This window comes from Streptomyces sp. V4I8 (assembly GCF_041261225.1).
Classification (GTDB): domain Bacteria; phylum Actinomycetota; class Actinomycetes; order Streptomycetales; family Streptomycetaceae; genus Streptomyces.
The window spans coordinates 7542861-7566886 of the sequence record NZ_JBGCCN010000001.1 but is presented as its reverse complement, the minus strand read 5'-3'; the positions used below and the strand labels follow the sequence as shown (position 1 = coordinate 7566886).

Sequence of the window (24026 nt, the reverse complement as noted above, 5' to 3'; positions counted from 1 at the left end):
GTGAGCATGAACTGGACCCGGACCGAGCCCGGATCGGCATCGGTTCGCGTCCGGGCCGGCGCCGCGGCCCGGCCCCCCGGGTCAGACCTCGGGACGCAGCATCGGGGGGTTGAGCAGCGTGGCGCCGCCCGCCCGGAAGAGCTGGGCGGGGCGGCCGCCCTGGCGTGTGGTGGTGCCGCCGGTGGGGACGAGGAAGCCCGGCGTGCCCGTCACCTTGCGGTGGAAGTTGCGCGGGTCGAGAGCCACACCCCACACCGCCTCGTAGACCCGGCGGAGCTCGCCGACGGTGAACTCGGTCGGGCAGAACGCCGTGGCCAGCGATGAGTACTCGATCTTGGAGCGGGCGCGCTCCACCCCGTCGGCCAGGATCTGCGCGTGGTCGAAGGCGAGCGGCGCGACCGGTTCGCCGTCGCGGCCGTAACCGCCCTGCTGCAGGAGTTCGTCGACCGGCGCCCAGCGGGCGTTGCTGGCATCACCGCCCGCGCGGGGTGCCGGCAGGTCGGGGGCCAACGCCAGGTGGGCCACACTCACCACCCGCATCCGCGGATCCCGCTTGGGGTCCCCGTAGGTCGCGAGCTGCTCCAGGTGGGCACCGTAGTCCTGCGCCGGAACGGCCGGATCATGGGCACGCAGCCCGGTCTCCTCGGCCAACTCCCGTGCGGCGGCCTGCGCCAGGTCCTCGTCGGCCCGTACGAACCCTCCTGGCAACGCCCAGCGCCCCTGGAACGGCGGTTCGCCCCTGCGCACCGCCAGCGCGCACAGGGCATGGCGGCGCACGGTCAGCACGACCAGGTCCACGGTGACGGCAAAGGGCGGGAAGGCTGACGGGTCGTAGGGCATGCGGCGATCATAGTCGTCTGCCTGACGATAAACACTCCCTTCGTCAGCCTCGTCGATGGCTGATCCAATTCGGCCCGGTATCAGCCGCACCCCCCTCCCGTGTCCTGTGCCGTACGACGTCGTACGAGGTCACGCTCGCAATTGCAGCCCGTCGGCCGCCTCCTCGACCATGGCGAGACCCAGCCTGCTGACGCGTACGGAGAAGGGGGCGCCGGCGACCCGGAGGCCCGTCAGGACGAGCTCGCCCAGCGGCGCACTGCGCACGGGGCGCAGCATGACCGTCCCCGCCGGAGCGTCCGGGCGGATACCCGCGAGCGTGCTCAGCAGCAGCACTCCGGCTGCCGCCGCCGTGGCCGCGGGGCGGCAGGCCGCCGGATGCGGGAGGGGTGCGCTCCCGTCCGTGCGGGGCTCCCCCGCGTACATGTCGGGCAGCCGGTGGCCGAACACAGCCGCGGCCGCCAGTACGCCCCGCAGCAGCGCGCTCGCCTCCTTCTCATAGCCGGCCGCGGCCAGGCCCGCGACAGCGAGCGCGCTCTCGTGGACCCGCACGGCGCCACTGCGGTGACCGAACGGGTTGTGCCCCGCCTCCTTCACGCCCAGTCCGCGAAGGCCCCAGCCCGAGTCCATGGCCGGACCGCCGAGCAGCCGGGCGAGCTGTTCGGTCTGCACCTTGTCGAGCAGGCCGGGCGCCTGTTCGCCCCCGCCGAGCAGGCCGGTGTCGAGAAGGTGGGCGGTGGCGGCGCCCAGATACGGCACCAGGCGTCCGTCCGGGGCCCGGGCAGCAGCGGGCCGGCCGCCACCCAGATCGTCGATCCAGAAGTCCGCGCGGAACGCCGTCCGCAGCGCCCCGGCCCAGTGCCGCAGCTCGGCACCGCCCGGTCTGCCGCAGGCGTCGAGCAGATCGGCGCCGAGCAGTGCCGCACGATGCGCGTGGGCCTGGGTCTCGCAGCGGGCGGGGCCGACGGGGTGCGGGTCGGGCAGATACGTGCCGTCGCCCACGGTGGTCCGCAACCAGGTCAGACACCGCTCGGCCGCCGGGAGGAGCTCCTCCGTCTCGGGCTCGGGCAGCCCCCAGCGTCGGGCCTCCGCGAGCAGCGCGGGGAAGAGCAGCGTGGCCTCCGTGCTCGTGCAGCTCGGTGGCAGATGCGTGCCCGCGTCCCGTAGCGGAGCGGGGATCATGCCGGACTGCGGTCCCTGGGCCCGGAGTTGGGTGCGCGCGAGCGTGCGCAGCGTGCCCGCGGCGAGCCGGGTGCCCAGGGGCAGGGCCATCCGGGCCGCGGCGAGGGCCTCGGCGGGGGCGAGGCCGCAGCGCCACGGTGCCCCGGCGGCCAAGTGGACGTCGGAGGGGTGTGCGGGATCGCGCAGCAGAAGGGCCTGGAGATCCTCGATGCCCGTCCGCAGCAACGCCTCCACCCCGGGATCGTCGCCGGCCGCCCGCGCGGTCGCCAGCGGGCTGGTCGCCGCCCGGCCCACGGCGCGCACGGGTCCCGCGCCCTCCGGCCGCACCCGCAGCTCGATGCTCACGCTCCCGCCCGGGGGCAGCGCGAGCTCCCAGCGCAGCAGTCCCGCGGAGGCCAGCGCGTCGGCGGGCGGCGGGTCGGCCGTCACAGCGGAGTTTCCTCTGGCGGACGTCCAGCGCAGGCCGGAGTCGTGGACGGTGGCGGGGAGTTCCGGTCCCGTGCTGCCGCTCGCGATCGCACCGAGGTCGGCCAGATCCGTACCCAGGGCGACCTCGACCGGCAGCCGAAGGGGTCGAACGGCCGCGCTGTGCAGCGTGATCCGCTCGGTGCCGTCCGCATGACGGGTTCGCTCGACGACGACGTCCGGATCCGGTCCCGCCTGTGGGGAACTGCGCAACGTGCCCACGAAGCGGGCGCGGTCCGCCGCGGTCATCCTGGCCTGGACCGCGAGCGGCTCGCGGCCGGCCACCCGGATCTGGCAGCGCGAGAGCACACGTCGGCCCGCACGGTAGAAGCCGTCGAGTCCCCGGCCGGTCAGCTGTCCCTGGTCCGTGGAGATGGCGAGGCCCGGCAGGGCGACGCAGATCAGGGCGTTGTGGCTGGGAGGCAGGTCGGCGGACCGACGCGCTGCCGACTGCTGAGCCGACGAGGGGCTGTCCTGAGGCTGGGCGAAGTGCCGTGCCTGGCCGGCCTGTGTCGCCCTTGCCGTGTCCGGTCTCGTGGCCGCCGAGGACGACGGGCTCTGTCCTGTCGGCCGATGCGGGTGCTCGGCACGTCGAAGGGCATCGTCCAACAGCCTAGGCACGGGCCGCCCCACGCCGTCCGCGGACGGAGGCCGTCCCGTATCCAGCCTTTGGGACGGGACCAGCCCGTCGGCTGTCGAGCGATCGTCGGCGGCCGAGGAGACCTGTGTCGGCGGTGGCGCCGGAGTCGGCTGTGGCATGGGGCGGCTTCCTCTGCGCTCTGTGCGCCTCGGGCGTGTGCGGCGCCGGCTGGGGGACCCGGAGTGACAGGGGCGATGCGGCGGCACGGCCGATTCAGGCGTTCCGCCACTCAGGTGAACGGGGACGGATCCCTCCAGGTCACGCCCGTCACGGGGTAACCCCGTAGAGGGATCACCCGTTTCGTCGAGATCGCCGGGCAGGCCGAGGCGCTCCGTGTCACAGACCCCGCGACTGCCGTGACCTCCACGGCATCGGTCACCCCCACGCCGCCGGCCACCGCTGTCACGCCGACCGCCTGGGGCGGCACCGCTCCGCAGCGATGGCTCACGCATCCCCCTCGCCCCCGGCGCTCCCAGGACTCACGCCATCCGGACGGGACCCACTCCGACGAGTGGCGCCCTTCTTCGGCGTTCGCGGAGACGTACGCGGAGCCGTTTCCTTCGAGCCACGCGCGACCGTGCCGCCCGGCCGGAGGGCGGCACCAGGACGGGTCCTCGCCGACGCACGGGGACGCGGGGCACTCGTCGCCCGCTCTCGCCCGGTGGCCTTCGCGGAGCGAGGGAGGCTGGCGGCCGAACCCGGATCGTGCCGGGACGGGCGACGATCACCCGTCTCGGACGAGGAGACGGACTCCACCCGCTCAGACAAGGGTGGGGACTCCACCACCTCGGACAACGGCGCGGGCTCCACCGCCTCGCCCCGGACCGGCTCATCCACCTCGTCCCGTAGCGGCTCTCCCATCTCGTCCAGAACCGGCTCTCCCATTTCGTCCCGCACCGGCTCATTCACGTGGTCCAGTACCAGCTGTTCCACCTCCTCCGGTTTGTCGACCGGCCCGGCGCCCGCACGCTCGCGTCCCTTACGTTCCGCACGCAGGCAGCGGCGGATCGACTCGGGGTCCAGCCCCTCGTTGCAGGCTTGGTGCAGCAGACGGGCGAAGAGGTAGTCGCGGTCCGCGCCGAGGGCCATGGCAAGGGCTTCCCGGGCCTCCAGGTCATCGCCGGTGGACCAGGCGACCCAGCCGGCCAGAGTGAGCGGCGCCGCCGCGTGCTCGCTGTACGGTCCGACACAGCGGCGGGCCAGCGCTCGCCACAGCCGGAGGGCGGGGCCGGCCTCGTCGCCCTCCATCCACTCGGCGGCGCGGTCACGGGTCGCCCGGTCCTGCAGACCCAGAATGAGCCTCGCGGCTTCGTCGTGTCCGAGCAGTTCGTCGTCCCGGAGATCCGCCGTCAGCGTCCCGGACAGGGGCAAGGCTGCGGCGAACCGGCACATGAGCCGCTCGGCCAGGTCCAGCGTCTGCTGTGCCACATCCGCGCGTGACGCGTTGTCGAGGATCCTGGGGACCAGCGCCATGCTGACGGTGTCGAGAGCGGCCTCCTGCTCCAGGGCTGCGGCGGTCTCCAGGGGGAGCAGCCTGGCCCGCAACTCGCGCAGTGTGCCCCGCACCTGAACCCCGGCGTAGGTGGCCGCGGCGGCCAGCACGGACGTACCCGGAAGTCCCATCGGGCGGCCGTCGGGCGGACAGCACTCGACTCGGTCGCAGCAGTACGACCAAAAGCGTCCGTCCGAGATGCACAGGGCCTCGATCACCGGCACGTCCAGGCTGCCGCACGCGACACGCATCTTCTGGGCCAGCGGTCGCAGCCGCTCCATGACCTGTCGGCCCGTCTCGCCCTCTGTCGGTTCCTGGCAGAGGAAGGCGACCATCTGCTCCGGCCGGACTCCCCTGCGCTCGCTGCCCCTCACGAGTCCGTGGGCCAACTGCCTTGCCGCGGCGTCCCAGTCGTCCGCACTCGCGGGGATGCCGAGCCGAGCCCGGCCGCCGAACCGGCCGCGGCCGGACCTGTCGTGCAGGGCGACGAGCACGATGCTGTCCTCGGGGCGGTATCCGAGGAGATAGGGCAGGGCGTCGGCCAGTTCGGCCGGGGTGCGCAGGGTGACCTGGTGCTCGGGCAGCTGCGCTTCGTGCGTGGTGCAGTCGAGTTGGTCCAGGTGTCCCGCGTGACTCGCCCGTCCCGCGTGTCCGTGGTCCACGCGTCCCGCCTGGGCTGCGTGATCCGTGTGACTCGCGTGACCCGCACGTCCGTGGTCCTCCTCAGGCCCGACCTGCGCATCATAGATCTCAGGTGTGTCGTTCGCGTCGTCGGTTGCACCAGGCGCGAAGGGGTGCTCACCGCCCGTGTTGTCGTCGCCCTCAGGAGATCCGGTCGCTTCGCTGTGATTCGTCATACGCAGACGATCTCCCGGATCGCGATGTTCCGCTTTGCCCTGTGGATAAGTCCGACCAGGGACACGACAACCCAGGTCCGGACCGGCCTCACGGCAGTGATTGGTGCGCCCGCGCGCGGTGCACGGCATCTTCCCGTCGCTGCTTGGCCTGTCCGTCCAGGGGCACACCTGCTGACGAAGTTCCTCGCGCTGCCGTTCCCGCGCATGTCCATGTACGGCGAGCAGAAGGCGTCCCTGACGTACTGGCCGCAAGTGGCGTCGGACGGCGTGGAGTTGGCGCAGGCCCCGCACAGCGGGCATCTCCCGGCTCACCACTTCGCTGGACCGGTTGCGCGCCGAGGCGGCGCCGACTCTCTCGGTGATACCTCCCTACAAGCTCAACCTGCCGCAGCGAGCACCAGCGGCAGTACCTGCTCGCTGCCCGCCCGGCGGAGCAGGCGGGCAGCGACGGCGAGGGTCCAGCCGGAGTCGGTGTAGTCGTCCACGAGCAGGACGGGTCCTGGGGAGGCCGCCAGGGCGGCAGCCAGTTCCTCGGAGACGGTGAACGCGCCGGACAGTGACCGCAGGCGTTGCGCGGAATTGCTGCGCCGTACCGCGTGCTCGCCGCTGGGCCCGGTGTAGGTCAGGGTGCCCAGATAAGGCAGGCGGCCGATGGTCGCGATGCCCTGGGCGAGGGAGCCGACCAGTTGCGGGCGGGCCAGGGACGGCACGGCGACGATTCCCACCGGCCGGGCGGAGGCGTCCGGGACGTTCGGCGCCCAGCCGCCCGGTGAACGCGCCCAGTCGGCGAGCACCGCGACCGCGGCCCGCAGGACGTCGTCGGGGACCGGACCGTCGGGCGCGTTCTCGGCCAGCAGGGGGCGCAGGCGGTTGCCCCAGCCGATGTCCGAGAGCCGCCCCAGGGCACGCCCGGTGGAGCACTGCTCCTTCGCCGGGATACGTCCCTTGAGGTCGATGCCCAGTGCGGGCATCCCCGTCGGCCACATCCGGCGCGGCTCGACCTCCACCCCGGGGCGATCCAGTTCCTTCGCCGCCCCCGTGAGGGCCTCGGTCGAGACGGACGACGCGATCCAGGTGCCCGCACAGTTGTCGCAGCGGCCGCAGGGAGCGGCCCCCTCGTCGTCCAGCTGCCGACGCAGGAACTCCATCCGGCACCGGGGCGTGCTCACGTACTCCCGCATGGCGCGCTGCTCGGTCGTTCGCTGCCGCGCCACCCACGCGTACCGCTCCGCGTCGTAGATCCACTGCTCACCGGTGGAGATCCAGCCGCCCTTGACCCGCTTGACCGCCCCGTCCACGTCGAGCACCTTGAGCATGGTCTCCAGCCGGGTCCGCCGGAGATCCACCGTCGCCTCAAGGGCCGGCACGGACAGCGGCCGCCCCGCGTCGGCCAGGGCCGAGAGGGTCTGCCGGACCTGCGCCTCGGGCGGGAAGGCCGTATCGGCGAAGTAGCGCCAGATGGCCTCGTCCTCCTTGCCGGGCAGCAGCAGCACATCCGCGTGCTCGACACCGCGGCCGGCGCGGCCGACCTGTTGGTAGTAGGCGATCGGTGAGGACGGTGAGCCGAGATGCACCACGAAGCCCAGGTCCGGCTTGTCGAACCCCATGCCCAGCGCCGACGTCGCGACCAGCGCCTTGACCCTGTTCGCCAGCAGGTCGGCTTCGGCCTGCAGCCGGTCCGCGTTCTCCGTGCGCCCCGTGTACGAGGCCACGTGGAAGCCGCGCTGCCGCAGAAAGGCGGTGGCCTCCTCGGCCGCGGCCACCGTGAGCGTGTAGATGATCCCGGAGCCCTGCAGTTCGTCCAGGTGCTCGGCCAGCCAGGCCAGACGGTGTGCGGCGTCCGGCAGCTGGACCACCCCGAGCCGCAGGCTCTCCCGCTCCAGCGGGCCGCGCAGCACCAGGGCCTCACCGGCGCCGGTCCCCAGCTGCTCGGCCACGTCCGCCGTCACGCGCGCGTTGGCGGTCGCCGTGGTCGCCAGCACCGGAACCCCAGGTGCCAGCGCGGCGAGCATCGCCCGGAGCCGACGGTAGTCGGGCCGGAAGTCATGACCCCAGTCGGAGATGCAGTGTGCCTCGTCGACCACCAGAAGACCGGTCGTGGCGGCGAGCTTGGGCAGCAACTGCTCGCGGAAATCCATGGAATTGAGTCGTTCGGGGCTCACGAGGAGAACGTCGGTCTCACCGCGCTCGACCTCCTCGTAGATCGTGTCCCACTCCTCGGGATTGGCCGAGTTGATGGTCCGCGCCTGGATGCCGGCCCGCGCGGCCGACTCGACCTGGTTGCGCATCAGCGCCAGCAGCGGGGAGACGATCACGGTCGGGCCGGCGCCGCGTCGGCGCAGCAGCGCGGTGGCGACGAAGTACACCGCCGACTTGCCCCAGCCGGTGCGCTGTACCACCAGAGCACGTCGACGTTCCTCCACCAGAGCCGCCACGGCCTGCCACTGGTCCTCCCGCAGCCGCGCCGAACCCTCCTGGGAACCGACGAGCTCAGCGAGGACGGCATCGGCTTCAGCGCGGAGCTCCAGAGTGTTCATGCCTCCATGCAACCTGATGGCACTGACAATCAGCCACCTCACCCGGCGTGACCGGCGCTCACGAGCCGCCGGTCGAGCACGGTGGACATCCACGGCCTGGTGGTGCAGGGTCGCTCCGTGCATCGCACAGTGACGCAATGGGTAGGGATATAACCCGCGCACCACCAGATAACGGTCGGTGGCCCCAATTGCTCGTTGCCGCATTCAGGTTCGCCAGGAAGAATTGAAGTCCGCTCCCCGCACGGCTCGTCCGTGATCCGGTAGGGCTCTGCTGCGGTGTGCGCTCCCCCGATTCCGACCCCGCCCGCAGTATGGGCGCGTAGCCGAAGGGAGGACCGTGACCTTCGGATTCGCTCCGTCCTCCGCGGCATCCATGTCGACGTCAGCCGACCTGCCCGCCGCATCCGCCAACCCCCTGGCCCGCATGCTCGAACCCGCGGAGTGGGCCGCCGCGGGCATCCCGCTGCTGCGCAACCCCCGCGAGGTCGTCAGCGGTCTTCACTCCCGGCACCGCCCTGAGCCGGCGACGGCGATCGTGGCCGTCCTCGACCCGGACGAGCGGCTGCGGGCGAGCGCCTCGTTCACCCGCCGCCCGGCCCCGGCCGACGGCTGGATGTTCCGCAACGCGCTGCTCGCCCAACTGCGCCGCGTCATTCCGCACGACCTGCGGCGCCGCACACCGGTGCGCACCGCGGTGCTGCTCTACTGCCGTGATGGAGACGCCCGTTGGACGGAGGAGGACGGCGCGTGGATGTGGGGCCTGCGTGACGCCTGCACCCTGCACGGCCTGCGCTGCGGGGCGTACATCACGCTGACCCGTGACGGCTGGCAGGTCCTCGGTGAGGGCCGCGGCGGCCGCCGCCCCAGCACCGACTCGTCGCCCGAGCCCTTCGCCACGTCCGAGTCACCGCTCCCGATGCCTCGCACCGGTGGTGCCGCCTCCGAGGTCCTGAGACGCGCGGCGGCTCGCTGAGGACGCCGAACGGAGTTCTCGGCCGCCGGTACGGTCGCACCCCGTACGACGTGTGCGATACGACGCCCGCATACGCCGCCGTGAACGCTCCGAGGCAAGCGACCAGAGCCGCCGCAGCGGGGTGCAGTACCCGCTCCACGGCGTCGGTCCGGCTCACCCCATGAACCGGCCCGAGGCTGGGCGGCCCACGACGGCTGTCCGTCGGCATGGAGTCATGCGACGGCGGTCCGTCGGCATTGACTCATATGACGGCAGTCCGTCGGCATGGGCTCACACGCGGATTCGACGGGCCGGCGCGCGGCGAGCTCCCCGCTCGTCAGCGCACGCCGAAGGCCCCACCGTGCAGACGCCGCCGCAGCGGCGCCCTGTCCCCTTGTCCGGCGGGGTGTCCCCCGGACGAGCCGGAACCGGCTCAGACGCCCGCGCCCAGCACCGAGTTGATCCGCTGCGGGTCGCCGCAGACGATCAGCAGGGCGCCGGCCCGGCCGAGGGCCAGAGGCAGGGCGTCGGCGGCACTGGTGTCAGGACCGCCGTTGACGGCCACGACGACCACGGGGCGCGCCGCGGCACGACCGGCGACCGCAGCATCGGCGTAGAAGACGTCGTCCCCCGCGTCGTGCTGCGCCCAGTAGGAGGCTTCGCCGAAGGACAGCTCGTGGGCGGCCCACGGGTGCTGCTCTCCGGTGGTGATCACCAGCACGTCGCCGGGAGCACGGCCCGAATCCAGGAGCAGGTCGACGGCTTCCTCGGCGGCGTCGAGCGCGCCTTCGGGCGAGGCCGGGATCAGCTGGATCTGCGGGGTCGCCGCAGCCGGAGCGGAGGCGGCGGGGGCTGCCGGACCCGACGGTCCGGGCTTGGCCACGGCCACGTCACGCGGCGTACGTTGCACCGGCGGCGCGGGCCGCAGGGGCCCGGGTCGGCCGGGACGCGACGAAGCCGCGGGGCGGGGGCCGGGTACGGGGCGAGGGGTCGGCGCGGTACGGCCGCTGGCCGGCGTGGCGCGGGGACCCTGGGCACTCTCGTGAATCTGAGGCTCCTCGGGAATGAGAGGCATGAGCTGATGTTTATCAAACGCTGATACGACTCGCGTCAGCGGGTGGCACATAAGTGCGAGCGGAATCGTCAGAAATCGAAGCCGAGCTGCCCCTCGATCTCCGGAACGCTTCCTTCCACCCAGGTGCGGACCTTCTTGAGGTGCCGCCACTGGGGCAGCGCATCAAGATACGCCCACGACAACCGGTGGTACGGGGTGGGTCCCCGCTCCGCCAGTGCGGCCTTGTGCACCGGCGACGGATACCCGGCGTTGTCCACAAAACCGAAGTCTGCATGGTCGATACCCAGTTCGGCCATCATTTTGTCGCGCTGCACCTTGGCGATCACCGAGGCCGCCGCGACGGCCACGCAAGACCGGTCACCCTTGATCACCGTTCGGACCCTCCAGGGGTCCCCGAGGTAGTCGTGCTTCCCGTCGAGAATCACCGCGTCGGGACGGACCGGCAGGGCCTCCAGGGCACGCCCCGCGGCGAGCCGCAGAGAGGCCGTCATCCCCAGGCCGTCGATCTCCTCCGGAGAGGCGTGCCCGAGAGCGTACGACGTGACCCACGTCCGTAGGTGGTCGGCAAGCTCGGTGCGCCGCTTGACGGTGAGCAGTTTGGAGTCGGTGAGCCCTACAGGGGGCCGACGCAGTCCGGTGATCGCCGCGCAGACGGTGACGGGGCCGGCCCACGCGCCGCGCCCCACCTCGTCGACACCGGCAATGATCTTCGCTCCGGTCGTGGCTCGAAGGGAGCGCTCGACGGTGTGAGTAGGCGGTTCGTACGGCATGGCGCCCTTAGCCTACGCCGCCCGCCGCGGGCTTCGACACCCTGGTTCACCGAAGCAACCTCCAGGTCGTCGGAGCGGTCGTTCAGCTGCCCGTCGGACGGAGCAGGGGAAGCATCAACTGTTCGATCATCTCCTCGAGATCCCGGTCGTTCCATTCGCTCGAGCACATCTTTGACCGGTACATCATCATCGCCGGAATGGCGTCGAAGACATAGCCGTTCGACGCGTCGGGCCGCACCTCTCCCCGCTCAATGCCACGGGTGATGACCTCACGCAGCAACCCGATCGTCGGCTCCACAACGCCCTCGAAGATCACGCCATGAAACCGCTCGGCCTGAAGGCTGTCGCATTCGTGAATCACCGATCGCAGCGCGAAACCGGGGCGCGAGAACATCGCCTCCCGTGTCTGCCGACACAGCTCGAGCAGATCTTCGCGAACGCTCCCCAGATCGGGAGCCGACTCGAACCGCGGCAGTCCGGCGCGCAGCGCATCGGCGACGAGGTCCTCCTTGGACGGCCAGCGCCGATAGACGGCGGCCTTCCCAGTCTGGGCACCGGCGGCGACACCCTCCATCGTGAGGCCGTTCCATCCGACCGTACTGAGCTGTTCCAGCGCGGCGTCGAGGATCGCGCGTTCGAGCACGGCGCCGCGCCGGCGGAGAGAGGCCGTCTGAGCGGGGGCGGCCGTCCAGCGCGAGGTAACCATCTGAGCGTCTCCAACGAACACGGGAAGCGGGGATTCCGGGGGCAAGGGAGCACCGCGCGGCCACTACGGGGGGACAGGCCGCACGATGACAATGTAAGTGAACGCTTGCGTTCACTACTGGGGACTCACTACGGTTGACGCGGCAGTGAACGCGAGCGTTCACTAAGGCATTTGTGGGGGACCCATAGTGACAACCTCTCAGTTGATCAAGGATCAGAAACCAGGTGCGGCACGCCGGGAGGGGCATCCCGGCATCGCGCTCACGGTCATCGCGGCCTGCCAACTCATGGTGGTACTCGACGCGACGATTGTGAACATCGCGCTTCCGCACATTCAAGACGCTCTCAAGTTCAGCACCACTGACCTCACGTGGGTCGTCAGCGCCTACACGCTCACCTTCGGCGGTCTGCTGCTTCTCGGCGGCCGCGCCGGTGACATCCTGGGCCGCCGCCGGGTCTTCATGTCCGGCATCCTGCTGTTCACGCTCGCCTCGCTGCTCGGCGGACTCGCCCAGGAACCCTGGCAGTTGCTGGCCGCGCGTGTGCTCCAGGGCGTGGGAGGCGCGATCGCATCGCCCACCTCGCTGGCGCTCATCACCACGACTTTCCCCGAAGGCCCGGAGCGCAACCGGGCGTTCGGCGTCTTCGCCGCCGTCTCCGCGGGCGGTGGCGCCATCGGTCTGCTCGCGGGCGGCATGCTCACCGAATGGCTCGACTGGCGATGGGTGCTCTTCGTCAACGTGCCGATAGGCATTGTGATCGCTGTGCTCACACCGCTGTACATCAGCGAGTCCGAACGGCACACCGGCCGCTTCGACATCGCGGGCGCACTGACCTCGACGACGGGCATGGCCTCCTTGGTCTACGGGTTCATCCGCGCCGCGGACGAAGGATGGCGGGACAGCCTGACCATCGGGTCCTTCGCCGCCGCGGTGGTCCTGCTGCTGGCCTTCGCGTTCATCGAGTCGCGGGCCAAGGAGCCCATCACCCCGCTCAGGATGTTCGCCGACCGCAACCGCTCGGGCACGTACGTGATCATGCTCAGCCTGGCCGCGGCGATGTTCGGCATGTTCTTCTACATCGTGCTGTTCGTGCAGAACGTGCTGCAGTACAGCCCGATCGAGGCCGGTCTCGCCTTCCTTCCGGTGACGGTCGTGATCGCGCTCGGCGCGGGCCTGTCGCAACGCTTCCTGCCGGTGCTCGGCCCCAAGCCGTTCATGCTCGCGGGCTCGGCACTCACGGCGATCGGGCTGGCCTGGCAGACCCTCATCAGCGCCGACAGCTCGTACGTCGGCGGAGTCCTGGGCCCGATGCTGGCCTTCGGCTTCGGCATGGGCCTGAACTTCGTGACGCTGACGATCACAGCGGTCTCCGGTGTCGCACCACACGAGGCCGGTGCGGCTTCCGGGCTGCTCAACACCACGCAGCAGGTGGGTGGTTCGCTGGGTCTCTCCATCCTGACGACGGTGTTCGGCTCGGCCAGCAGGGACGAGGCGGAGAAGCAACTGCCGAAGTTCATGGCGGAGGGGTCGGCCGAGCAGAAGGCGGAGTTCGCCCAGACGCACCAACTGCCCGGGCCATGGGGGCACGAAGTGCTCACCCAGGGCATATCGACGGGCTTCGTGGCGGCCGCCGCGATGGCCGTACTCGCCCTGGTCACCGCATGGTTCGTGATCCGGGTCCGCAAGAGTGATCTGGACGCCCTCGCCGGGACGGCGGGGCCGATGGCCGGCTGACCCGGCCGGGCCCGCGAAGCGCCGCGGATGGCCGGATCGCGTCCGGAGGACTGACGACGAGGACCACGCGTCGGCCATCCGCACCACCCTCATGGCGACCGACGGCAGGTGTGCCCCGTGCTCGCAGGAAAGCCGAAGGCCACGCGCGGCAGCCGCCGCGACGACCAGCACGCCGAGCCCGCCCAACACCGACATGAACTGCATGGCTCCACCCCCTGCGTCGCCGCTCGTACGTCATGTGCGGAGCCGCCCCAGCGGGCGGCGCACACCAGCTGTCACGACAACGGGCAGGCGGTCACACACAGTTCCCGGCATGCACAGAAAGTTATCGAGGAGTCCGGCCTGACAGCCGCACTGCACTACGCCGACGTCGGCACCCACTTCGGGAATGCCTCGGTCCGCTCCACCCACGCGACGGGTGCGGCCCCGGCCTTCCCGGAGCCGATCACGCCGCCCACGATGGCGCACGTGGTGTCCACGTCACCGCCGACCTGCGCGGTCGTCCAGAAGGCCCGCTCATAGTCACCGAGGGCTCGCGCCGCAGACCAGAGGGCGAAGGGCACGGTGTCGTGGGCCGTCGTACGCCGTCCACAACCCAGGACGGCCGCGACAGTGGCCGCGTCCGCGTAGTCGAGCATGTCCCGGGCGCGCCGTAGGCCTGCTCCCACCGCGCTCTTCGGAACGAGAGCGACGACGTCGTCGAGGAGCGATTCAGGGCTCGGCGGGCCACCGGGAGCGGCGGCCAGCGCGGCGGCAGCAGCGACGGCCATGGCGCCGACGACGGCCTCGCGGTGCTGATGCGTGGGGTAGGCCGAGATCTCGGCCTGGTGGGTCGCCTGCTCCGGGTCGTCCGCGTACCAGGCGCCGAGGGGCGCGATCCGCATCGCTGCGCCGTTACCCCAGGAACCCTGTCCGTTGAAGAGCGCGGCCGACAGCTCGCGCCAGTCCCCGCCCTCCCGGACCAGGCGCAGCAGCCGGTTGACCGCAGGGCCGTAGCCCCGGTCGAAGTCATGGTGCTCGGCGAAGGAGCGGGCCAGCGCATCCTGGTCGATGCGGTGGTGGGCGGCCAGGACGGCGACCACGGAGCAGGCCATCTCCGTGTCGTCCGTCCACTGCCAGGGCCCGGACGGCAGCTCACGGCGCTTCAGCAGCGGATAGTTCACCGGGACGAAGAACTGCGAGCCCAGCGCGTCTCCCACCGCGAGTCCGCGCAGGCTGGCCAGGGCGCGGTCCAGGCGCCTTTCGGGAGAGGAATCAGCGGTCATCGCCCTGCCACTCTATCCGGTGGTCCCGTACGGCTCCGGATCTCGCCAGCGTTCGAAAGGCCGGTCAAGTGTGTACTTGCCGTCGTCCCCGAGAACGAGCATCCGCATCTCCGCGTTCCCCGGGTTCGACAGCGACTCGAATTCGGCGACGGTCCAGTGGAACCAGCGCATGCAGAACAGCCGCATCGCCAGACCGTGGGTCACCAACAGCACGTTCGGCGGGTGGTCGGGCGCCTCGAAACTGCGGAACAGGCTCTCCAGGAAGTTGCCGACCCGGTCGTACACGTCGGCGCCGGACTCTCCCTGCGCGAAGCGGTAGAAGAAGTGGCCGTAGGCGTCCCGGTAGGACTTCTGTAGACGGACGTCGTCGCGGTCCTGCCAGTTTCCCCAGTCCTGCTCGCGCAGCCGGGGTTCCTCGCGCACCCGTATGAGCTCGGGATCGAGGTGAAAGGCGCGCAGTGTTTCGTGCGTGCGGCGATAGGGCGAGACATACACGCTGACACGCTCACGGCCGAACACGTCCTGCAACCGCTTACCCGTCTCCTCGGCCTGTAGCCGGCCCCGCTCGGTGAGCGCCAGTGCGTGGTCGGGCTCACGCTCGTAGACGGTGTCATCAACATTGCCCGTTGACTCGCCGTGCCGGACAAGGACGATGCGCCGTGGTCGTGCCATGCCAAAACCCTAGATCGGGTCACGGCCCATCGAGCACTCGTACGGGCTCCATACGGCGTAGGTCACACATTTCCTGCACCATCAGCCACATCAAGGCGCACCAGCGGCGGGTCCGAAATTCAAACTATCCACGTCGGTTCGAGTTCCACGATGTCACCCGTAAGGGCCGCTACATCCGCCTCGGTCTGGGCTCGCAGCGCCAGTCGCTCCACGCGCTCGGTCCGGTACTTCCCGTGCTCGGCGGCTGACCGCCACATCGACATCACCAGGAACTCATGGCCCGGGGCCTCGCCGAACAGTCCCCGGATCATGCCCGGGGAGCCGGCCATCGCGGGGTTCCAGACCTTCTCCTGCATGAGCGTGAAGTGTTCGGCCCGTTCTTCGTGGACACGGCAGTGTGCCACCCGGACGAGATCCGCGTCGGTGAAGCGCGGCTCGAAGCCTGTCTTCACGTCGAAGCGGTAGTCGAAGAGCCTGACCTGCATGTCCTTGTAGGTGCCCGACTGGGCCGCCGCCAGCCTGTCATGGGAGCGGGCCATGAAGGAGTCGTAGAAGGAACGGCTCTCCCAGAACGAAAAGATGTGCGCCACCCCCTGCCGGCCCCGACTCCATCCACCCCCCTGCTCCCGAAACCCCGGCTCCCCCAGAAGCCCCGCCCACTTTCGCTGCCCGCGCTCGAAGCCGCGGCGGTCCACCACGGTGCAGCGAATCCACTTGACCAGCACCGCGCCATCGTAAGGCCACGGAGCGTGGCGCCGGTCACTCTCACCCGGAGAGCTCCCCGGCGTACGCGCCTGCGCGCGTGGCAGGATGGACAACCGGCCTTCGCTGCTGGGCAGTTCAGGCCGGGACATACGCGGAACGGGGAAGGGGCAGCCTGGTGAACGCCATCAACAAGGGGATCCGGAAGGTCGAGATCTCACTCAAGTGGGATCCGAGTGCGGCGGGGCAGCCGCCCACCGACCTGGACCTCGTCGCCGCGACCTACCTGGCGAGCGATCCGTACGGCGATCCCGCCTACGTGGTGCACTTCGACAGTCGCTCTCCCGACGGCACCATCTATCTCAACCGGGACAGCAAGGACGGCAAGGGCTTCGGCTGGGACGAGGTCCTCACGGTGGAGCTCGACCGGCTCGACAGCCGGTACGCGCGCGTGCTGGTAGGAGTCGTGATCCAGCAGAACCCCGCGAACCGCACCTTCGTCAGCGTCGTCAATCCGGCTCTGCGCATCCGTGAGGGTTACACCGTCATGGCCGAGGACGACTTCGGCGGTGTCCTCGGGTCGACGGCGGCGACGGTCGCGGAGTTCGTACGCGAGGGATCGAGCACGTGGGACTTCCACTCGGGCGTCCGCGGTTTCGAGGACGACCCGGCGACGTTCACAGCGACCATGGGCGGGATTCGCCGGCCCTGAGAGCCACGCTGCACATGCGCCGGGGCATACGGCGAAGAGGGGCGCCGACACATGGTCGGCGCCCCTCTTCGAGGGCCTCGTCAGGGCATCTCAACGCCTACCCGACGTGCGGGGCCATGCCCCTGCCCGGCGTCAGCTGCAGCCGCTGGTCGAACCGCAGCCCTCGCAGATGTAGCAGGAGCCGGCCCGCTGCATCTTCGTGCCGCAGGAGAAGCACAGCGGGGCGTCGGCCTGGATGCCCAGCTGCATCTCGACCAGCTCGGCGCTGGTGTGGGCCTGCTGCGGGGCGGGCTTGGCCACCGATGCTTCGGCCTTCGGCGTGGCGACGGCCTTCAGCTCCTGGGCGCGCGGCGCCGACTGTGCCAGGCCCTCGACGTCGACCTCGTCCTCGGAAGGCTCGTACGAACCCGTCTCCAGGTGACGCTGCCGCTCCTCGGCGGAGTGGATGCCGAGCGCGGAACGCGTCTCGAAGGGCAGGAAGTCGAGCGCCAGGCGGCGGAAGATGTAGTCGACGATCGACTGGGCCATCCGCACGTCCGGGTCGTCCGTCATACCGGCCGGCTCGAAGCGCATGTTCGTGAACTTCGAGACGTACGTCTCAAGCGGCACGCCGTACTGCAGACCCACCGAGACGGCGATCGAGAAGGCGTCCATCATGCCCGCGAGAGTCGAACCCTGCTTGGACATCTTCAGGAAGACCTCACCGAGACCGTCGTCCGGGTAGGAGTTGGCGGTCATGTAGCCCTCGGCTCCGCCGACCGTGAAGGACGTCGTGATGCCGGGGCGACCCTTGGGAAGGCGCTTGCGGACCGGGCGGTACTCGACGACCTTCTCGACCGTCTCACGGATGGTGGCCTCGGCCTTCTCCGTGATCTCGGCCTTCTCCTTCTCCTTGGTCTTGGCGGAGAGCGGCTGGCCGACCTTGCAGTTGTCGCGGTAGATGGCGAGCGCCTTGACGCCGAGCTTCCAGGCCTCGAAGTAGATCTCCTCGACCTCCTCGACGGTCGCCGACTCCGGCATGTTGACCGTCTTGGACAGCGCACCCGAGATCCACGGCTGGATCGCGGCCATCATGCGGACGTGGCCCATCGCGGAGATGGAGCGCTCGCCCATGGCGCAGTCGAACACCTCGTAGTGCTCGTGCTTGAGGCCGGGGGCGTCGACGACATTGCCGTGCTCGGCGATATGGGCGACGATCGCCTCGATCTGCTCCTCCTGGTAGCCCAGGCGGCGCAGGGCCTGCGGGACGGTGCCGTTGACGATCTGCATCGAGCCGCCGCCGACCAGCTTCTTGAACTTGACCAGCGCGAGGTCGGGCTCAAGGCCGGTGGTGTCGCAGGACATCGCGAGACCGATGGTGCCGGTCGGGGCGATGACGGACGCCTGCGAGTTACGGAAACCGTTCTTCTCACCAAGGCGCAGCACGTCCTGCCAGGCCTCCGTGGCGGCGGCCCAGATCGGCGTGTCCAGGTCGTCCATGCGGACGGCCACGCCGTTGGCGTCGGCATGCTGCTTCATGACGCGCAGGTGCGGCTGGGCGTTGCGGGCGTAGCCGTCGTACGCGCCGACGACCGCGGCGAGTTCGGCGGAACGCCTGTACGAGGTGCCGGTCATCAGGGAGGTGATGGCGCCGGCGAGGGCACGGCCACCGTCCGAGTCGTACGCGTGGCCCGTGGCCATCAGCAGGGCGCCGAGGTTGGCGTAGCCGATGCCGAGCTGGCGGAACGCGCGCGTGTTCTCACCGATCTTCTGCGTCGGGAAGTCCGCGAAGCAGATGGAGATGTCCATCGCGGTGATGACGAGCTCGACGACCTTGGCGAACCGCTCGACGTCGAAGGACTGGTTGCCCTTGCCGTCGTCCTTCAGGAACTTCATCAGGTTCAGCGAGGCGAGGTTGCAGGACGTGTTGTCCAGGTGCATGTACTCGCTGCAGGGGTTCGAGCCGTTGATACGGCCGGACTCCGGGCAGGTGTGCCAGTGGTTGATGGTGTCGTCGTACTGGATGCCCGGGTCGGCGCAGGCCCACGCGGCCTCGGCCATCTTGCGGAACAGCGCCTTGGCGTCGACCTCTTCGATGACCTCACCCGTCATGCGGGACGTCAGGCCGAACTTGCCGCCCGACTCGACGGCCTTCATGAAGGTGTCGTTCACCCGGACCGAGTTGTTGGCGTTCTGGTACTGGACGGACGTGATGTCGTCGCCGCCCAGGTCCATGTCGAAGCCCGCGTCGCGCAGCGCGCGGATCTTCTCCTCTTCCTTCACCTTGGTCTCGATGAAGTCCTCGATGTCGGGGTGGTCGACGTCGAGGATGACCATCTTGGCGGCGCGACGCGTGGCGCCACCCGACTTGATCGTTCCTGCGGAGGCGTCGGCACCACGCATGAAGGAGACCGGACCGGAGGCGTTGCCACCGGAGGAGAGGAGCTCCTTGGAGGAGCGGATGCGGGAGAGGTTGAGGCCGGCGCCGGAGCCGCCCTTGAAGATCATGCCCTCTTCCTTGTACCAATCGAGGATCGACTCCATGGAGTCGTCGACGGACAGGATGAAGCAGGCGGAGACCTGCTGCGGCTGAGGCGTGCCGACGTTGAACCACACAGGGCTGTTGAAGCTGAAGATCTGGTGCAGGAGGGCGTACGCCAGCTCGTGCTCGAAGATCTCGGCGTCGGCGGGCGAGGCGAAGTACTTGTAGTCCTCGCCGGCCTTCCGATACGTCTTCACGATGCGGTCGATGAGCTGCTTGAGGCTCACCTCGCGCTGCGGGGTGCCGACGGCACCGCGGAAGTACTTGCTGGTGACGATGTTGACCGCGTTCACCGACCAGAAGTCGGGGAACTCGACGCCGCGCTGCTCGAAGTTGACCGAGCCGTCGCGCCAGTTGGTCATGACGACGTCACGGCGCTCCCAGGCCACCTCGTCGTACGGGTGCACGCCGGGGGTGGTGTGGACGCGCTCGATACGCAGTCCCTTGGTCGCCTTGGTGCCCTTGGCGCGGGAACTCCGTGCCGGACCGCTCGCCGTCTCTGTCATGCCGCCTCCCTGTACGGGCTAAAACGCCCTGAAGTGCCCCGATGTTCCCCGGGCACGGTGTTCTGTCTGGTGCTGCGGGCACCGTCCGATTGCCGCCCGCAGCAGGTCTTGTGTCGCCGCCTCTCGGCCGGATCCGGAGGTCCGAAAGACCAAATCCGGCCTGCCCTCAGTCGGCGGCGTTGGCGGGCACGGGGACCTGTGCAGTCCCTCCGGACCCGCGCCTGTCTTCCTGGCCCCCCGTGACTGCGCCTGCGTCTTCCTCGCGGTCGTCGTCGTCCGCGGCGGAGCTTCCCGTCGCCTCCCTGAGTTCCGCGATCGCGGCCTCGAAGTCCTCGAGCGAGTCGAACGCCCGGTAGACGGAGGCGAATCGCAGAAAGGCGACGAGGTCGAGCTCCTGCAACGGGCCGAGTATGGCCAGCCCCACGTCATGGGTGGTCAACTCGGCGCTTCCGGTGGCTCGCACCGCCTCCTCGACCCGTTGGCCGAGCTGGGCGAGCGCGTCCTCGGTGACCGGTCGTCCCTGGCATGCCTTGCGCACGCCGTTGATGACCTTGGTACGACTGAATGGCTCGGTGACTCCGGACCGCTTGATCACCATCAGTGAGCATGTCTCCACCGTCGTGAAACGGCGGGAGCAGTCAGGACACTGGCGGCGTCGGCGGATCGACGTGCCGTCGTCGGTCGTACGGCTGTCGACGACGCGACTGTCGGGGTGCCTGCAGAAGGGGCAGTGCATAACTCCCAACCCTCCTCACAGCAGACTCGATAGCCTCGCTGGGCCTCATGGGCCCCTCGAAGCAGCCCCAAGCATAGGCGATCTCCGAGCGGTCCAAGACCCGGGGGACCACAACTTCTGGGCTGCTGCCGCAATGCAACCACTAGATGTGGGGATTGGCTCATACATCGACACCGTTCCCGCGTGTCGCAGAGAGCCTGGCCTGTGGCGTGCGGCGCACCGGCGCGCCGCACAGTTCGGCGCACGGCCGTATCGCCACGGCACATACGGAGATACCGTGAGCGCCGCACGGAGGGGACGTAGGACTCCCGCACAGATGGGGGGTCGCTTCCCGGCCGATCCGATCTCGGATGGCAGACTGGGGCAACAACCCACGAGGTCGTCACCCCGGCGGTGAAGGGTACAACAATGGACCCTTTTGCCCGTCGGACCGCACGTCAGCCATACACCCGGACACACGATCACGTCAGGTGATTCGCGATTTTTCACTCGAACGTGTGTTTGGCGCAACCTTTCGAAAGCAACTACCGTTGTGCAGCAGGGAGACCATCGAGAGGGGCCGACGTGACCACCACCGCAGACAGTGCCACCATCACTGCCCAGGACCGCTCCCAGGGCCGACTCGAGCCGGTGCATGCGATGAACGAAGCCATGAATCCCGAGGCGCACAAGCGCTCCCTGCCGGGCCGACCTCCCGGCATCAGGGCGGACAGCTCAGGGCTTACAGACCGGCAGCGCCGAGTGATCGAGGTCATCAGGGATTCCGTGCAGCGGCGTGGCTACCCGCCGTCGATGCGGGAGATCGGCCAGGCGGTCGGCCTGTCCAGCACGTCCTCCGTGGCACACCAGCTCATGGCACTGGAGCGCAAGGGCTTCCTCCGCCGTGACCCGCACCGCCCGCGCGCGTACGAGGTCCGCGGCTCCGACCAGGCGGCCTCCGTGCAGCCCACGGACACCACCGGCAAGCCCGCCGCGTCGTACGTCCCGCTGGTCGGCCGCATCGCCGCTGGTGGCCCCATCCTCGCGGAGGAGTCGGTCGAGGACGTCTTCCCCCTCCCCCGCCAGCTGGTCGGTGACGGCGAGCTGTTCGTCCTGAAGGTCGTCGGTGACTCGATGATCGAGGCCGCGATCTGCGACGGCGACTGGGTCACGGTCCGGCGCCAGCCGGTCGCCGAGAACGGCGACATCGTGGCCGCGATGCTCGACGGCGAGGCCACGGTCAAGCGCTTCAAGCGCGAGGACGGCCATGTCTGGCTCCTCCCGCACAACTCTGCGTACGAGCCGATTCCCGGTGACGACGCGACCATCCTGGGCAAGGTGGTGGCAGTGCTGCGGCGCGTGTGACGGCTGCGGCGGGCGAAGCCGAAGGCGTCGCCCTCTGACCGGGCCCCGGGACCCCTGCGCCGGTTCCGGGGCCCTGTGCTGTTCCAGGTGCTGTGCCTGTTTCCACGTCCTGTGTTCTGTTCCAGGTCCGTGCGGCGCACAGGACCCGGTGTCAGCAGACGCAAGATCGGGGTTGGCCTGTCGCGGGCGCCGCGACAGGCCAACCCCGATCACTGTTCCGCTTCCGCCTCTGCCTCTGCCTCCGCCTCCGCCTCCGCCTTCGTTGCCGCTGCATCGATGGCGGCCAGCGACTTTCGGACCTGGTTACGGTCCGTCGTGTACCAGAAGTCGGGCAGTGACGCCTTCAGATAGCTCCCGTACCGGGCCGTGGCGAGCCGCTGGTCCAGTACGGCGACCACGCCGCGGTCCCCCGAGGCCCGTACGAGGCGGCCTGCGCCCTGAGCCATGAGCAGCGCGGCGTGAGTCGCGGCGACTGCCATGAAACCGTTGCCGCCGGCGTCCTCCACCGCCTTCTGGCGGGCGCTCATCAGCGGGTCGTCGGGGCGCGGGAACGGGATCTTGTCCATGACGACCAGCTGACAGCTGGGGCCGGGGACATCGACGCCCTGCCACAGGGACAGCGTGCCGAACAGACAGGTCTTCGGGTCGGCCGCGAAGTTCTTGATCAGCTCGCCGAGCGTCTCCTCGCCCTGGAGGAGGATCGGGAACTCGGGGATACGGGAGCGGAGCTCCTCGGCCGCCAGCTGAGCGCCTCGCATCGAGGAGAAGAGGCCGAGCGTGCGGCCGCCCGCCGCCTGGATCAGTTCGGTCAACTCGTCGAGCATGTCCACGCGGTCGCCGTCCCGCGCGGGACGCGAAAGGTGCTTGGCGACGTACAGAATGCCCTGCTTGCGATAGTCGAAGGGCGACCCGACATCCACCCCCTTCCACTGCGGGACGTCATCACCCTCCGTGCCCTCGGGTGCGAGTCCCAGGGACGCGCCGACGCCGTTGAAGTCGCCGCCGAGCTTCAAGGTCGCGGAGGTCAGGACGACGGAACGGTCCGCGAAAAGCTTCTCCCTCAGAAGGCCCGACACGGACATGGGGGCCACGCGCAGTGACGCGCCGAAACGGTCGTGCCGCTCGTACCAGACGACATCCCACTCGGAGCCGTTCGTGATCCGCTCCGCCACGTCGTGCACGGTCTCGACCGAGGCCATCGCCTGCTTGCGGACCGCGTCCTCGTCCTGCACGGACTTGTCGCGGGTCGCGCCGATCGCGGAGATGACGGTGCGGCAGGCGTCGCGGAGCGCCATGAGCGCGTAGGCGAGGTCCTCCGGGATCTCCTCCAGGCGGCCCGGCAGGGCGAGCTCCATCAGCCGTTCGAAGCCCTCGGCGGCTGTCTGGAGCTGGTCGGCGGCCTTCTCGTTGACGAGCTTCGCGGCGCGGCGCACCGCGCGGTTGACCTGGCCGGGCGTGAGCTCGCCGGTGGCGACTCCGGTGACCCGGGAGACCAGTTCGTGCGCCTCGTCGACGATCAGGACCTCGTGCTGTGGGAGCACGGGGGCGCCTTCGATGGCGTCGATCGCGAGCAGGGCGTGGTTGGTGACGACGACCTCCGAGAGCTTGGCGCGCTCTCGGGCCGTCTCGGCAAAGCACTCGGCGCCGTACGCGCACTTCGAAGCGCCCAAGCACTCACGTGACGACACCGACACCTGAGCCCAGGCCCGGTCGGACACACCGGGCGTCAGGTCGTCGCGATCGCCCGTCTCCGTCTCGTCGGACCAGTCACGCAGGCGCAGCAGGTCCTGACCCAGCTTGCTGGTGGGTGCGGCCGCCTCGAACTGGTCGAAGAGGCCTTCCTCCTCGTCCTGCGGGACACCCTCGTGCAGGCGGTGCAGACACAGGTAGTTCGACCTGCCCTTGAGCATCGCGAACTCGGGGCGACGGCGCAGCAGCGGGTGCAGTGCATCGACGGTGCGCGGCAGGTCGCGCTCCACGAGTTGCCGCTGGAGAGCCAGGGTGGCCGTCGCCACGACGACGCGCTCCCCCTGCGCGAGCGCGGGCACGAGGTAGCCCAGTGACTTTCCGGTGCCGGTGCCGGCCTGGACCAGCAGATGGGAACCGCCGTCGATCGCCTCCGCGACGGATTCGGCCATGGTCACCTGACCGGGGCGCTCCGTACCGCCGACGGCAGTGACGGCAGCATGCAGGAGTTCGGGGAGTGAGGGCTTCGTCATAGCGCGACCACCCTACGGCCCGGCACCGACAAACGGGCGCGCGCGGTGGGGACGAGCAGCGGGATCAAGACCTGGGGCTCCTCGGGGAGGGAACGGATCGG

Annotated in this window: 17 protein-coding genes; 4 read left to right on the top strand and 13 right to left on the bottom strand. The window is 69.9% G+C overall.

The genetic code is table 11. The annotated features are described in order from the left end of the window. Positions 1-81: 81 nt before the first annotated feature. The 4 genes from ABIE67_RS34410 to ABIE67_RS34395 all read right to left on the bottom strand — a co-directional run bounded on the left by ABIE67_RS34410 (position 82) and on the right by ABIE67_RS34395 (position 8010). The gene (locus ABIE67_RS34410; RefSeq protein WP_370265275.1) at positions 82-840 is read right to left on the bottom strand and encodes an NUDIX domain-containing protein; all 759 of its coding nucleotides are present in this window, start codon (positions 838-840) and stop codon (positions 82-84) included. A gap of 129 nt (positions 841-969) precedes the next feature. Continuing rightward, complete coding sequence (locus ABIE67_RS34405; RefSeq protein ID WP_370269233.1) at positions 970-2886, bottom strand: glycogen debranching N-terminal domain-containing protein; 1917 nt, start codon at positions 2884-2886, stop codon at positions 970-972. Between the two features lie 682 nt (positions 2887-3568). After that, positions 3569-5473, bottom strand: a complete 1905-nt coding sequence (locus ABIE67_RS34400; protein ID WP_370265274.1) for a DUF4192 domain-containing protein — start codon at positions 5471-5473, stop codon at positions 3569-3571. Positions 5474-5850: 377 nt separating this feature from the next. Further along, positions 5851-8010 carry a RecQ family ATP-dependent DNA helicase gene (locus ABIE67_RS34395; RefSeq protein ID WP_370265273.1) on the bottom strand — a complete coding sequence of 720 codons (2160 nt, stop codon included), beginning with the start codon at positions 8008-8010 and terminating at the stop codon, positions 5851-5853. A 337-nt stretch (positions 8011-8347) separates the two neighbouring features. Here ABIE67_RS34395 and ABIE67_RS34390 point away from each other — a divergent pair, with 337 nt between their 5' ends. Beyond that, the gene (locus ABIE67_RS34390; RefSeq protein ID WP_370265272.1) at positions 8348-8983 is read left to right on the top strand and encodes a hypothetical protein; all 636 of its coding nucleotides are present in this window, start codon (positions 8348-8350) and stop codon (positions 8981-8983) included. A gap of 412 nt (positions 8984-9395) precedes the next feature. On the opposite strand, the gene ABIE67_RS34385 is transcribed toward ABIE67_RS34390, so the two are convergent. The 3 genes from ABIE67_RS34385 to ABIE67_RS34375 all read right to left on the bottom strand — a co-directional run bounded on the left by ABIE67_RS34385 (position 9396) and on the right by ABIE67_RS34375 (position 11513). Continuing rightward, positions 9396-10037 carry a hypothetical protein gene (locus tag ABIE67_RS34385; protein WP_370265271.1) on the bottom strand — a complete coding sequence of 214 codons (642 nt, stop codon included), beginning with the start codon at positions 10035-10037 and terminating at the stop codon, positions 9396-9398. Between the two features lie 68 nt (positions 10038-10105). Continuing rightward, entirely contained in the window at positions 10106-10807 is a 702-nt protein-coding gene (locus ABIE67_RS34380) for a ribonuclease HII (protein WP_370265270.1), read from the bottom strand. 82 nt (positions 10808-10889) lie between these two features. Next, positions 10890-11513, bottom strand: coding sequence for a TetR/AcrR family transcriptional regulator (locus tag ABIE67_RS34375; protein WP_370265269.1), 624 nt, complete (start codon positions 11511-11513; stop codon positions 10890-10892). Positions 11514-11700: 187 nt separating this feature from the next. On the opposite strand from ABIE67_RS34375, the gene ABIE67_RS34370 reads away from it, so the two are divergent. Continuing rightward, entirely contained in the window at positions 11701-13248 is a 1548-nt protein-coding gene (locus ABIE67_RS34370; RefSeq protein WP_370265268.1) for an MFS transporter, read from the top strand. A gap of 359 nt (positions 13249-13607) precedes the next feature. Here the strand turns inward: ABIE67_RS34370 and ABIE67_RS34365 are convergent, their stop codons facing one another. The 3 genes from ABIE67_RS34365 to ABIE67_RS34355 form a co-directional block, all read right to left on the bottom strand. Next, positions 13608-14513: an ADP-ribosylglycohydrolase family protein gene (locus tag ABIE67_RS34365; protein ID WP_370265267.1), complete on the bottom strand. Its 906-nt coding sequence runs from the start codon at positions 14511-14513 to the stop codon at positions 13608-13610. 12 nt (positions 14514-14525) lie between these two features. Continuing rightward, entirely contained in the window at positions 14526-15185 is a 660-nt protein-coding gene (locus ABIE67_RS34360; RefSeq protein ID WP_370265266.1) for a histidine phosphatase family protein, read from the bottom strand. Positions 15186-15304: 119 nt separating this feature from the next. Next, positions 15305-15910 carry a YdbC family protein gene (locus ABIE67_RS34355; RefSeq protein WP_370265265.1) on the bottom strand — a complete coding sequence of 202 codons (606 nt, stop codon included), beginning with the start codon at positions 15908-15910 and terminating at the stop codon, positions 15305-15307. A 155-nt stretch (positions 15911-16065) separates the two neighbouring features. On the opposite strand from ABIE67_RS34355, the gene ABIE67_RS34350 reads away from it, so the two are divergent. Beyond that, positions 16066-16599, top strand: coding sequence for a TerD family protein (locus ABIE67_RS34350; RefSeq protein WP_370265264.1), 534 nt, complete (start codon positions 16066-16068; stop codon positions 16597-16599). Between the two features lie 132 nt (positions 16600-16731). On the opposite strand, the gene ABIE67_RS34345 is transcribed toward ABIE67_RS34350, so the two are convergent. Together ABIE67_RS34345 and nrdR are read right to left on the bottom strand one after the other, a co-directional pair. Continuing rightward, positions 16732-19626 (bottom strand): vitamin B12-dependent ribonucleotide reductase, encoded by a 2895-nt coding sequence (locus ABIE67_RS34345; protein WP_370265263.1) that lies wholly within the window; start codon positions 19624-19626, stop codon positions 16732-16734. A gap of 166 nt (positions 19627-19792) precedes the next feature. Then, positions 19793-20362: a transcriptional regulator NrdR gene (gene nrdR, locus ABIE67_RS34340; protein WP_370265261.1), complete on the bottom strand. Its 570-nt coding sequence runs from the start codon at positions 20360-20362 to the stop codon at positions 19793-19795. 564 nt (positions 20363-20926) lie between these two features. Here nrdR and lexA point away from each other — a divergent pair. Continuing rightward, a complete protein-coding gene (gene lexA / locus ABIE67_RS34335; RefSeq protein ID WP_048580295.1) occupies positions 20927-21706 on the top strand; it encodes a transcriptional repressor LexA in 780 nt (259 codons plus the stop codon). A 209-nt stretch (positions 21707-21915) separates the two neighbouring features. On the opposite strand, the gene ABIE67_RS34330 is transcribed toward lexA, so the two are convergent. Beyond that, complete coding sequence (locus ABIE67_RS34330; RefSeq protein ID WP_370265260.1) at positions 21916-23925, bottom strand: ATP-dependent DNA helicase; 2010 nt, start codon at positions 23923-23925, stop codon at positions 21916-21918. Positions 23926-24026 lie beyond the last annotated feature (101 nt).